At 44.6% G+C, this 13,195-nt stretch carries 7 protein-coding genes, 2 tRNA genes and 2 rRNA genes (1 of these 11 only partly in view); 8 read left to right on the top strand and 3 right to left on the bottom strand.

Features of this window, described 5'->3' with window-relative positions:
• Window positions 1-95 precede the first annotated feature (95 nt).
• Genes A4V03_RS16470 through A4V03_RS16460 form a run of 3 tightly spaced genes read right to left on the bottom strand, consistent with a single transcriptional unit; the run spans window position 96 to window position 3,654 of the window.
• On the bottom strand, window positions 96-1,439 hold the full coding sequence (locus A4V03_RS16470; RefSeq protein ID WP_065539656.1) for a fimbrillin family protein: 1,344 nt from the start codon (window positions 1,437-1,439) through the stop codon (window positions 96-98).
• A gap of 23 nt (window positions 1,440-1,462) precedes the next feature.
• Complete coding sequence (locus A4V03_RS16465) at window positions 1,463-2,398, bottom strand: DUF5119 domain-containing protein (RefSeq protein ID WP_236588704.1); 936 nt, start codon at window positions 2,396-2,398, stop codon at window positions 1,463-1,465.
• Window positions 2,398-3,654 (bottom strand): DUF3575 domain-containing protein, encoded by a 1,257-nt coding sequence (locus A4V03_RS16460; RefSeq protein WP_236588608.1) that lies wholly within the window; start codon window positions 3,652-3,654, stop codon window positions 2,398-2,400. The genes A4V03_RS16465 and A4V03_RS16460 overlap by 1 nt, the downstream gene beginning before the upstream one ends.
• A gap of 310 nt (window positions 3,655-3,964) precedes the next feature.
• Between A4V03_RS16460 and A4V03_RS16455 the strand changes: the two genes are divergently transcribed.
• From A4V03_RS16455 to A4V03_RS16410, 8 genes are all read left to right on the top strand, one after another.
• Window positions 3,965-5,365 carry an SGNH/GDSL hydrolase family protein gene (locus A4V03_RS16455; RefSeq protein ID WP_065539654.1) on the top strand — a complete coding sequence of 467 codons (1,401 nt, stop codon included), beginning with the start codon at window positions 3,965-3,967 and terminating at the stop codon, window positions 5,363-5,365.
• Entirely contained in the window at window positions 5,319-6,269 is a 951-nt protein-coding gene (locus A4V03_RS16450) for an SGNH/GDSL hydrolase family protein (protein ID WP_371867053.1), read from the top strand. The genes A4V03_RS16455 and A4V03_RS16450 overlap by 47 nt, the downstream gene beginning before the upstream one ends.
• Entirely contained in the window at window positions 6,256-7,743 is a 1,488-nt protein-coding gene (locus A4V03_RS16445) for an MBOAT family O-acyltransferase (RefSeq protein WP_065540480.1), read from the top strand. Before A4V03_RS16450 ends, A4V03_RS16445 begins: the two co-directional genes overlap by 14 nt.
• 394 nt (window positions 7,744-8,137) lie before the next feature.
• Entirely contained in the window at window positions 8,138-9,142 is a 1,005-nt protein-coding gene (locus A4V03_RS16440) for an aldo/keto reductase (protein ID WP_065539652.1), read from the top strand.
• Between the two features lie 1,507 nt (window positions 9,143-10,649).
• Window positions 10,650-12,178: ribosomal RNA gene (locus A4V03_RS16425) — 16S ribosomal RNA — on the top strand.
• A gap of 233 nt (window positions 12,179-12,411) precedes the next feature.
• Window positions 12,412-12,485: transfer RNA gene (locus tag A4V03_RS16420), tRNA-Ile, on the top strand.
• Between the two features lie 15 nt (window positions 12,486-12,500).
• Window positions 12,501-12,574 (top strand) — tRNA-Ala (locus A4V03_RS16415).
• Between the two features lie 160 nt (window positions 12,575-12,734).
• Window positions 12,735-13,195, top strand: a 23S ribosomal RNA gene (locus tag A4V03_RS16410); it runs 2,419 nt beyond the window's last position.
• The 16S and 23S rRNA genes sit together here with 2 tRNA genes alongside, the layout of an rRNA operon.

The following is a 13,195-nucleotide window of genomic DNA, read 5'->3' as shown; positions in this document are numbered from 1 at the left end:
ATCAATATACTGCCTAGCAGCCCGGATACAGGACGAAATAAACAAGAATGTCGCATCATAATTAACGGTTGGTTTTTCTACAAAAATACAATCACTTAGTTCATTGGAGTATCTTCATCTTCTTGTCCTGAGTTTCCTTCATTATCGATAGGTTCCCAGCCTCCCACTGATACTTCAAAAGTAATCGGAGCATCAAGAACAAGGTCTCCCGGATTCTTTCCGCCCGGACGCTTTATAATTGTCAAATTTTCATTTGATGTAGGTAGGCCTTTTATAGTTTCTACGCCATCTGGCGGATAAATTCCGGCACCACTGTTTGCACCGCAGAAGTTAAGATTGTATGCATACTTCACTCCCGGCTGCCAATCAAGTGCAATAGGTACACAAGTATATCCATATTCTTTTGTATTTTTTTCATTTGTAACAGGGAAGAGTTGATGGGTATGTGTGGCTTCAGCCTCTGTTGCAGAATTGTTTTCTTCTCCATCTTCTTTGTGTTCTGCTCCAGGATGGACAACTTCCACGCGGCAAAGCAATAAGATGTATGCTCCCTTATAACTTTCTGCCTTGGAGTCTTTAGTAATCTCCTGTTTTTCGATTTTTTGTGGAATAAGCATCAAACTGTTTGTATTAGAGATTAAACTGCGTTTGGTCTGATCGAGATTTTCTGTTTGATTATCAGGATAGACGACACCATAGTTGGCTTTATTTTTATCTGGCTCTGTAGCATCTGCATACGCCCAATTCATGTAATTTTTATATTTGAGCCCATCGAACCCCTCACCATTCTCAGCTTTTTCGTTGTCAAATGTTAGTTTTCCACTTCCATGTACATTCATTAGCCATGCTCCTTTTATAGATACGTTTCTACCCATGCCACATGTAGCATTTACTACGATCTGCGATAATGCATGTTTAAATTCCAATTTTACTTTCATACCAGAAGTCTCACTTCGAACGGCTTCTGTAAAAGCTACCACAAAATCTTGGTGGTTTTTTCCTCCTACGCTCATGTCAACTTTAGGAGTAAAATCACCGAATGTTTGACCACCAGCAGTTATGTTAGGTTCTATAATAATGTTATCTTCTTCATGATCGCATCCTGCAGGACCATATGCCCAAAATCGGATTTTATCTACATCTGACGGCCAAAAATAATTTTCTTTTTGTGAATTTTGCAAAATGTATGTGCTGCCGTTTCCCGATTTTTTAGCTGTGTCTCCGGCAATAAACATCTTGTCATATCCGTTAGCATCGGCATAGACACGAAATGCATGAAGATTTTCAAGCTTGGTTTCAGTTGCACGTGTCGTCACTCTTGTAGTGAATGAAATAGGTGCATCATGGTGGTTTCTTTCCACTAATTCGTCGTTTGAACAAGCTGCAAACGTCATGGAAAGCATTACGGTCATTCCTAATAATTTTACATTTGTGTTCATAATTTATTTTGTTTTTTTGTTTATTAATTCATTGGGATATCTTGAATCACTTCGTCCCATCCCGAAATCGAAGGATTCATCCCTTCTTCCGGATCTGGAAGGGTCACTTTTTCATCAATTTCTATATAGACATGCTTCGGGTCGGCAGCTTCGTGTATCTGATCGGTCACATCAAAATCAAGAAAGTTTTTATTAGAAGTATAGATGGAAAAGTAGTGGATTCCTTCTTCTTGCGGGCAATGACCGAATGATACAAATCGTGCCGTGAGCGTATGGTTGTCGGGGCGTTCCAGTTGAAGGGGCATCGTCACCGGTACACCGGAAGATGTGCCGTCGGCAAGCCGCCAACTTTCGGACATACCCGTAAGGGCACCACTGATATCGAGGTCGGCGGACATGTTTTCTACGTTGCATACCTTGACGGTATATTCCACCGTTGCTTCGGCAGGGAATAAGGTAACAGACTGCCCCGAGACTCCTGCCAGCACTTCCAACTGTTCGTGGCAGCCGCCCCAGACATTTTCGGGAATCCCACATACGGGTTCATTAACCACTTCCGCCGGACGTGGCGGCATGCTTAACTCACCCCGTCCCATCGGGTCGAGAAGCGATTGGGAAACGGTGGTCACTTCGTAGTTATCATACGTATTTCCGCGTTCGTCCACCGATTTCATTTCGCCATTATGGAATAATAATTTATATTCTCCTGCTTCAATGCGGATCTTTCCGCCTTGGGCTGAAGTGAACTCGTGGCGGATGTAATGGCTGCCATCGGCACGGAAAAACTGTACGACCATTGTCTGCGGGGTAGCGTCGGGCGCAGCTTCCCAGTCGAATTTGATTTCCATATCGACCATGTGCGAATGGTCGAGGCAAAGCTCCTTGTGTTCGCACGCGCCGAACAGCACGATGAAAGCCGCCAGCATGCCCAATACCATCATATAAGAGGGAAGACGCATCACCGCACACCTCCTTTCTGCTCATTGCGGCCACCGATGTACCAGACAAGTGATACTTCGGCTTTGGTAGGACCAAACCACTTCCGTTTGCGAGTGGATTCCCACACATAACAGTTGTCTTCAGGTTGGTATTTCATGTAGTCACCGCTCAAATAACCTACTCCCAACGTGAAGTCAATATTGAATTGCCGTCCTATCGGCAACGAATATCCGTAAGACAAACCAGCTCCCCAACTCCAGCGGCCGCCTAAATAGCCACGTCCACCCCATTCTATGTCGTAAGTCAGCATTTGACCGTAAAGTCCTACGTGATGTCCGCACATCACCGACCGCTTTTTATACTGGGGAGAAAACCAATAACGACATTCTGCGTCGCCACCGTAAACACGCCAGAAACGATGCTTCGTATCGTTACTCCACCACGCATACTGCCAATTGGCTCCAACCGACCATTGGTGGCCGATAGCGACTTCTACCCCAATGTTAGGGATGGCAGCGGCGTCATAAAGCATGTTTGTTTTCAACAAAGCTGTCATTCGTTGGCGTTCTTTCTTCGTTGACGGTATGGCTGTAGCAGAAATTACCTTGGAAGAAACCGGAACATAAGCATCTGCGGCATCAGTAACCTGGGGGATTGAATCATGACCCGCAGTTGTTACTAAGGGGGCTGTAGTGGCAACCGCATACTCTTTAGTTTCATCAGCAGTGGCATTCAATATCTCCCGTTCGCATACGATGCGGAATCGCGCATTTCGTAAGTCCGGGAAAAACTTTTCCTTCATGTATTTCCATGCACGTCCTCCACGTAGCATGCATAAACGGTTCTTGCGGCCGTCAATGATGCGTTTGTCTTTGTCAAAAATCCAAATAGGGGTGTTAGCTATGATTTCAATGGCTTCGTTACGCCACGGCTGTTCAGTAGTAGCAATCATTTTGCTCAGCAATTCCCAATCTACATCAGAAGGAAGTACTTTAATGATAGAGTCTGTCAGATGAGTTTTGTTAAGAATATAAGTACGCACATTTTGAGCACGTTTTTCTGAAAGCTTACGATTCATGGGAGTATATCCTTCGGGCGAAGCACAGCCTTTTATCGTTATAGATTTTACAATGGCCGACGAATCGGAAGCAGCATTCTTTAATAACGAAACCAGATGCTCCAAATGTACCTTATTGTCACAAAAGGAAGTATCAACAGAGGAATATCCCAGCTGAAACTTTACTTGTACATACAAAGTGTCTTTGGACGCTTTCATGGCCCGTATGGGTAGAATAGCTAAAAAAAGTAGTAATAAATGACATGTAATTCCCGCCCCCTTCATAACTACACAGCACTAACTTAAACTTATAAATTTAGGTCTCCTAAAAAATATTCTGCAAAATAAAAACAAGGAAATGCAAAAAACAAATATTTTAACTAAAAAAATCATGAAGCGGCTTTAAATATTTTGATAAATACAACAATATACTAAAAGAACGGATCATCTCAAAATATATTTTTGGACAATTTCGTTCTTTTTGTGGCTTTTGCCTATCTTTGTGGTCGTTTGGGATTTTAGAAACATTATGGAGATAATAAAGAATTATTTGAAATATTCATTATGGTTCGTGCTGATTGTATTTGCAGCCTTACTTGGGCTTCATTGGCTTCCGGTGCTGACTATTGACGGGCACACGATGAGGCGTGTAGACCTTTTGAGCGACCTTCGTTATCCGGAATCGGAGACTGCCGCGGCCGATTCGGATAGCATCCCTTTGCCTCCTGTTGTAAAACCTGTCTTTGTAGATACCTGTCGTACGGGTATGACTTGCATTGAAGACTACAGTGATTCCACGCTCCGGGGGATGGCTCCTTTTTATGAAGCGCTCGACCGTATCTCTTCCAATGATTCGGATGACGATGATGACAAACAGGTGCGTATTGCCGTATTCGGAGACTCCTTTATCGAGGCGGATATCTTTACCGCCGACTTACGCGAAATGCTTCAGAAACAATTCGGCGGTTGTGGCGTAGGTTTTGTTACCATCACTTCTATGACAAGCGGTTACCGTCCTACTGTGCGGCATACGTTTGGTGGATGGTCCAGTCATGCAGTAACAGATACCGCCTATTTCGATAAGAAGAAGCAAGGCATATCCGGTCATTATTTCGTTCCTCGGCACGGAGCTTATGTAGAACTGCGCGGGCAAGATAAATATGCCTCCCTGCTCGACACTTGCCAGCGTGCTTCCATCTTCTTCCATAACAGAGGTTCCGTCCTTCTTTCTGCTCGTGTGAACAAAGGAGAAAACAAGAATTATTCATTAGCTCCTTCCGACGGATTACAGCAAATCCAGGTAGACGGGCGCATCGGCTCTATCCGTTGGACGGTAGACCGTGCAGATTCTACATTGTTCTATGGTCTGGCAATGGATGGAAAGAAAGGAATCATTCTCGACAACTTCTCGTTGCGTGGCAGTTCCGGTCTTTCTCTGCGGGGTATTCCTCCGCACATGTTGAAACAGTTTAACCGTCAACGTCCTTACGATCTGATTATCCTCGAATATGGTTTGAATGTAGCTACCCAACGGGGACGTAATTATGATAACTATCAGAAAGGGCTGCTCACGGCTATCGAGCATCTGAAAACCTGCTTCCCACAAGCAGGAATCTTGTTATTGAGTGTCGGCGACCGTGACTATAAAAACGATAACGGCGAACTCCGTACCATGCCCGGCGTCAAGAACCTGATTCGTTATCAGCAAAACATTGCAGCCGAAAGCGGTATTGCCTTTTGGAACATGTTTGAAGCCATGGGCGGCGACGGAAGCATGGCAAAATTGGTGCATGCCAAACCTTCTATGGCAAACTACGACTATACACATATAAACTTCCGTGGCGGCAAGCATTTGGCGGGACTACTTTATGAAACTTTGATTTATGGTAAGGAACAATACGACAGGAGGCGTGCTTATGAGAAAGAATAATCTACAGTCTATCTTTATTTTTATTCTCGTCGGTATGTTGAGTGTTTCTTGTTTCTTTGTAAAAGCAATCGCGCAAGACCGTATCCCTGTATGTCCTCCGCCGGGAAAGACCGCAAAACTTATAAAGCCCTTACGGGAAATGAACTGGACGAATGATACGATCACTGTACAAACATCCTTCCCTTCAGCTTTCCGCGAAACCGGCCGGAATGAGATTATTGACAGTATCGCTCTGCTGGCTCCCGTCTTCGAACATTTTCGTCAGGTGCGTGCCGGACTCTCCGAAGATACAGTCCGCATTGTTCATATTGGCGATAGCCATATACGCGGACATATCTACCCTCAAACCACCGGCGCCCGTTTGGCAGAAACTTTCGGTGCTGTTTCTTATATAGATAAAGGTGTCAACGGGGCTACTTGCCTTACATTTACCCATCCGGATCGTATTGCCGAAATTGCTGCCTTGAAACCCGAATTGTTGATTCTCTCTTTCGGAACCAATGAAAGCCATAACCGGCGTTATCATATAAATATGCACTACAATCAGATGGATGAGCTGGTGAAACTGTTGCGCGACAGTCTTCCTGACGTGCCCATTCTTCTGACTACCCCTCCCGGTTCTTATGAAAGTTTCCGGCAACGAAAGCGTAAACGTACGTATGCCATCAATCCACGTACGGCAACAGCGGCGGAAACCATTCGCCGTTATGCAAAAGACCATCGTCTGCTCGTGTGGGATATGTACGATGTAGTCGGAGGGAAGCATCGTGCCTGCACGAACTGGACCGCTGCAAAACTGATGCGTCCCGATCATGTACATTATTTACCCGAAGGATACATCCTGCAAGGAAATTTATTATACCAAGCACTTATCAAAGCATATAATGACTATGTTTCCCATTGATATAGACTTCAGTAGACTGAAAGAGGTACTTACCTACGATCCGCAAGCGCCAATGATATTCAGCAGCGGTATCTTCCTTTGGTTGTTCGCTGCTTTCATGGTGGTGTATGTGTTGCTGCAACACAAACACACTGCCCGTATCTTGTTTGTCACCCTCTTTTCCTATTATTTTTACTATAAGAGTAGCGGCACCTATTTTTTTCTGCTTGCCATAGTCACCGTTGCCGACTTTTTCCTTGCGCAACTTATGGATCGTGCAGAGGGGTATTGGAAACGTAAAGGATTGGTCGCTTTGAGTTTGGGAGTTAATTTAGGACTTCTTGTTTATTTCAAATATACCAATTTCCTGGGTGGAGTGATTGCGTCATTGATGGGAGGAGAATTTACCGCTCTCGATATATTCCTGCCGGTCGGCATCTCCTTTTTCACTTTCCAGTCGCTAAGCTATACCATCGATGTTTACCGGAGAGACATAAAACCATTGACCAGTTTTTTAGATTATGCCTTTTACGTATCTTTCTTCCCTCAGTTGGTGGCGGGACCTATCGTGCGTGCCCGCGACTTTATTCCGCAAATCCGGAAACCCTTATTCGTTTCGCAGGAGATGTTCGGGCGCGGAATCTTTCTGATTGTTTCTGGTCTTTTCAAGAAAGCTATCATATCCGATTATATCAGCATCAACTTTGTGGAACGTATTTTTGATAACCCTACTCTCTATTCCGGTGTGGAGAATCTGATGGGCGTATATGGTTATGCTTTGCAGATTTACTGTGACTTTTCCGGATATAGCGACATGGCTATCGGTATCGCCTTATTGTTAGGTTTCCATTTCAATCTCAATTTTAATTCACCTTATAAGTCTGCCTCTATTACGGAATTTTGGCGTCGTTGGCACATCTCTTTATCCAGTTGGTTGCGCGATTATCTGTATATCTCTTTAGGCGGAAACCGGAAAGGTAAGTTCCGGCAATACCTGAATCTTATCATTACCATGTTCCTGGGTGGATTGTGGCATGGTGCCTCTTGGAACTTTGTTCTTTGGGGGGCTTTTCATGGGGTAGCTTTGGCATTACATAAAATGTGGATGTCTGTCACCGGTCGCAAGAAGGGAGAGGAAAGTCACGGTTGGCGGCGTGTGTTTGGAGTGATTATCACTTTCCATTTCGTCTGCTTCTGTTGGATTTTCTTCCGCAATGCCGATTTTCAGAACTCGATGGATATGCTGGGACAGATATTCACTACTTTCCGTCCGCAACTGTTGCCGCAATTGCTCGAAGGATATTGGAAGGTATTTGCATTGATGCTGCTTGGCTTCTTGCTTCATTTTGCTCCTGATAGTTGGGAAAATGCAGTTTGCCGAGGCGTTATTCGTATGCCGTTCTTGGGAAAGGCTGTATTGATGGTAGCTTTGATTTATCTGGTTATTCAGATGAAGAGTTCGGAGATTCAGCCGTTTATTTATTTCCAGTTCTGATTGGTTGTATGAGGGCTTGAGTCCTAACATAACATATCCTGTGGGTTTTCGGGTTACTCCATTGAATGTCGGGCTGCTTCATTGAATGTCGGACTGCTTCATTGAATGTCGGGCTGCTTCATTGAATGTCGGACTGCTTCATTGAATGTCGGACTGCTTCATTTTAATTCTTATATCCGTTTTTTATTAACATATTCTCTTCCGATTCTCCTCCTTCCCGGAGGAGGGGAAATATGCAGACAAACTTATATCGAACTTACGTTAATATTCGACTAAAGCTGTATTTGGAATATTTTTCCTTCCTTTCCTCTAAAGAAAAATATATTCTTTATTCTATCGGTGTGAGATTCCCACGATTTTCATTTATATTTGTGAAAGTAAAATATAATGTATTATGGAAAAGTCTTTCGATTATCAGCCGGCAGCCGGACGTTACGAACGGATGTCCTATAAATATTGTGGCAAGAGCGGCTTGCAATTACCTTTAATCTCCTTGGGGTTGTGGCACAACTTCGGTAGTGTGGACAATTTCGATGTGGCAACCGACATGATTAAGTATGCGTTCGATCACGGTGTCACTCACTTCGACCTGGCAAACAATTACGGTCCTGTTCCCGGAAGTGCCGAAAGTAATTTCGGACGAATCTTGCGAGAGAACTTCCGCGGCTATCGGGATGAAATGATTATCTCTTCCAAAGCCGGCCATGAAATGTGGGCTGGTCCTTATGGCGGGAATAGTTCCCGTAAAAATCTGATGGCGAGCATTGACCAAAGTCTCCGTCGAACAGGATTAGAGTATTTTGATATCTTTTATAGCCATCGTTATGATGGGGTTACTCCGGTCGAAGAAACCATTCAGGCATTGATTGATATCGTGAAACAAGGGAAAGCGCTGTATATCGGAATCTCCAAATATCCCCCCGAACAAGCACGTATTGCTTACGAGATGATGGCAAAAGCTGGTGTTCCCTGTCTCATCAGCCAGTATCGGTATAGTATGTTCGACCGTGCGGTGGAGGTGGAAACGCTTCCGCTGGCAGCAGAATATGGTTCCGGTTTCATCGCCTTTTCTCCTTTGGCGCAAGGGTTGTTGACAGACAAATACCTGAATGGTATTCCGGAAGGTTCTCGTGCTGCACGTTCTTCGGGTTTTCTCCAGCTTTCGCAAGTGACGCCTGAAAAGGTAGAGGCAGCCCGCCGACTAAACGAAATAGCCCTCCGACGTGGACAAACACTCGCTGAAATGGCACTGGCATGGGTGCTGAAAGACGAACGGATGACTTCGGTGATTGTGGGCGCAAGCTCTGTCAGCCAGTTGGCAGACAATTTGAAGGCACTGGAGCATTTGGATTTCACGGCAGACGAGTTGAGAGAGATCGAACGGGTTTTATCTGAATAGTTTCAGGCGGGGGAGTATGTTGGTTCCCCTTGTTGTTTCAAGATCAAGGGCTTTTTTGTACGCAATATGCCTTGCATGATATTCGGAAGCTAATCAGTATCGGAAGCTAATCAGTATATGTGGTATTCAGAAACCAATCAGTATATCTCCCCCTGCAAACGATTTTTGTTTCTTCTTCCAATTGGGTAGTAAGTTTTTCTCCGTTCATTTAGTAAATTCAGCCAGTGCCTATATTTGCTTACTTTCGTAATTCTCCCCTAAATTCATTTTTCTTAATCCTCCCACAGGAATTATTTCCCTTTTTTGCCCTCATGCTCTCATATCTCCTCCCAATCCCTTTATTCATCGTGCTTTCCGCTATTAGGGCAAGTATGATAGCATAGTGAGGGCAGGCGTTTGCCCTCACTATCCGAATTCTCCTTTTTTGATTCAAACCATTGATTGATAATGATATATGTTGTTTTTGCACCTCTGCAAGCACTCCTCTGTTTTTAGTGTATTTCTCGTTTTTTTATCGCTTGAATGCCTGATATATGCCTCAATTGCCGGCTTTTGCCAAGTGTAGTTATATCGTATCCGCCCTCTTCCTTTTGCTTGTTTCCATATACCGTGTATTAGTCCCACATATTGTGGGAAAAGTTTCCCTACTGCTTGGGAAAAGATTCCCTATTAATTGGGAACAAATTCCCATAATATGCGGGAATACTTTCCCACAATATGTGGGACCACCGGAACTAACGGATCTCTTCAATCAACAATCCGTTGTCTAATCTACCTTTTTTCTCTTGTTTATCCCTTTCGCTCTATTCTTTTCATGTGTGCGATTCTTCGCATGCGCACGCGTGCACCCGCATGCAATATAATAATGTGCATTTCCTTTACCGCTTCCTATTCAATCCTTTTATGATAAAGAAAACATGTTCTACAACATCATTCTCTTTCAGCACTTTAGCAAAATCCTTCAAAAAAACTTCGAAAAAAGATCCTGATATATTTGGAGTATATGTAAAAAGGGCCTACTTTTGCACCCGCTTTCCAAGAGAAGAAAGCCTTGTAAGATTGACTTAGTGAGAAAGCGCGTCTTGGTCTTCAACATAAGAACAAAAAAACTTCGAAAAAGTTTTGGAGGATATAAAATAAAGTTCTTATCTTTGCAGTCCGATTCGTAAAGAAAGCGTCCTTTGTTTCTTTTCTTTTATACATTCTTTCCCTTTCGCAAAGAGAGCCTGAGAAATGAGTAAAAAGAAAAAATGAAAAAAAAACTTCCGAAAAAGTTTGGCGGTTAAAAATAAAGCGCTTACCTTTGCACCCGCTTTTGAAACGAAAGCGACAAGTTCTTTGAAATATTGATAAACAATACAAGTAGTACAAGTAAAAAATAGAACCGTCAATACTTGTCTTAATGCAGCAATGCATTATGAGACACAGGTACTTGAAAAGAGTCAATGAATTTACGGCGTCCTGAACAGAGCAAAAGACATCCTAACGGATGGTTGAAGATACTTTTACAATGAAGAGTTTGATCCTGGCTCAGGATGAACGCTAGCTACAGGCTTAACACATGCAAGTCGAGGGGCAGCATGGGAGTTTGCTTGCAAACTTCCGATGGCGACCGGCGCACGGGTGAGTAACACGTATCCAACCTGCCGATAACTCGGGGATAGCCTTTCGAAAGAAAGATTAATATCCGATAGGATATCAAGATCGCATGATCTTGATATTAAAGAATTTCGGTTATCGATGGGGATGCGTTCCATTAGTTAGTTGGCGGGGTAACGGCCCACCAAGACGACGATGGATAGGGGTTCTGAGAGGAAGGTCCCCCACATTGGAACTGAGACACGGTCCAAACTCCTACGGGAGGCAGCAGTGAGGAATATTGGTCAATGGACGAGAGTCTGAACCAGCCAAGTAGCGTGAAGGATGACTGCCCTATGGGTTGTAAACTTCTTTTATATGGGAATAAAACAGGGTATGCATACCCTCTTGTATGTACCATATGAATAAGGATCGGCTAACTCCGTGCCAGCAGCCGCGGTAATACGGAGGATCCGAGCGTTATCCGGATTTATTGGGTTTAAAGGGAGCGTAGGTGGATTGTTAAGTCAGTTGTGAAAGTTTGCGGCTCAACCGTAAAATTGCAGTTGAAACTGGCAGTCTTGAGTACAGTAGAGGTGGGCGGAATTCGTGGTGTAGCGGTGAAATGCTTAGATATCACGAAGAACTCCGATTGCGAAGGCAGCTCACTGGACTGCAACTGACACTGATGCTCGAAAGTGTGGGTATCAAACAGGATTAGATACCCTGGTAGTCCACACAGTAAACGATGAATACTCGCTGTTTGCGATATACAGTAAGCGGCCAAGCGAAAGCATTAAGTATTCCACCTGGGGAGTACGCCGGCAACGGTGAAACTCAAAGGAATTGACGGGGGCCCGCACAAGCGGAGGAACATGTGGTTTAATTCGATGATACGCGAGGAACCTTACCCGGGCTTAAATTGCACCTGAATAACGTGGAAACATGTTAGCCGCAAGGCAGGTGTGAAGGTGCTGCATGGTTGTCGTCAGCTCGTGCCGTGAGGTGTCGGCTTAAGTGCCATAACGAGCGCAACCCTTATCTTTAGTTACTAACAGGTTCTGCTGAGGACTCTAGAGAGACTGCCGTCGTAAGATGTGAGGAAGGTGGGGATGACGTCAAATCAGCACGGCCCTTACGTCCGGGGCTACACACGTGTTACAATGGGGGGTACAGAAGGCAGCTACCTGGCGACAGGATGCTAATCCCCAAAACCTCTCTCAGTTCGGATCGAAGTCTGCAACCCGACTTCGTGAAGCTGGATTCGCTAGTAATCGCGCATCAGCCATGGCGCGGTGAATACGTTCCCGGGCCTTGTACACACCGCCCGTCAAGCCATGAAAGCCGGGGGTACCTGAAGTACGTAACCGCGAGGAGCGTCCTAGGGTAAAACTGGTAATTGGGGCTAAGTCGTAACAAGGTAGCCGTACCGGAAGGTGCGGCTGGAACACCTCCTTTCTGGAGAGATGTCGTAACGATGGCTTTTTCAAGGTTCTGTTTTTGTACTACTGGTACTTGTTTATTTATAAAATATAGATCAACCATCTATAGAAGTATAGATAGAGATAAACAAGAGAAACAAGAAGCCGAGTCTAACGCACAGGTAGACAAGGTTGAATTATCGAGCAAGAGAGAGCAGAAGCGATGCTTGCATCGATTATGCCGAAAGCAGCCGATAATGCGTAGAACATAGTCCTATAGCTCAGTTGGTTAGAGCGCTACACTGATAATGTAGAGGTCGGCAGTTCAACTCTGCCTGGGACTACTCCGAAACTCTTTTGGGGGATTAGCTCAGCTGGCTAGAGCATCTGCCTTGCACGCAGAGGGTCAACGGTTCGAATCCGTTATTCTCCACAGTCTCTGAAAAGAGAAACGATCTTTGACATGATGTACAAGAAGTAAAATAAAAAGTAAGAGCTAAAAGTATATATCAAACCGTACGTGTCCGGGTATGCAATATTGGCGGCCGGAAGCGATTCCACAACCAATACCAATACACGGACAGAACGTTTGAAAGAAAGTAAGCAAGGGCGCATGGCGGATGCCTTGGCTCTCGGAGGCGATGAAGGACGTGATAAGCTGCGATAAGCTCCGGGGAGGTGCAAATAACCTTTGATCCGGAGATTTCCGAATGGGACAACCCGGTGTTCTGAAGGAACATCATCCATCTTTGATGGAGGCTAACGCAGGGAACTGAAACATCTTAGTACCTGCAGGAAAAGAAAATAATAATGATTCCCCTAGTAGTGGCGAGCGAACGGGGATTAGCCCAAACCAATGTTGTTACGGCAATATTGGGGTTGTAGGACCACGATGTCGCAAGAAATTTAGTGAGAAGAACCCTTTGGAAAATTGGACCATAGACGGTGATAGTCCTGTATTCGAAGCTAAACGAAGCGTAGTGGTATCCTGAGTAGCGCGGGACACGAGGAATCTTGCGTGAATCTGCCGGGACCATCCGGTAAGGCTAAATAC

The organism is Bacteroides caecimuris (assembly GCF_001688725.2).
GTDB classification, from domain to species: Bacteria; Bacteroidota; Bacteroidia; order Bacteroidales; family Bacteroidaceae; genus Bacteroides; species Bacteroides caecimuris.
This window is presented reverse-complemented; position numbering and strand designations above follow the sequence as displayed.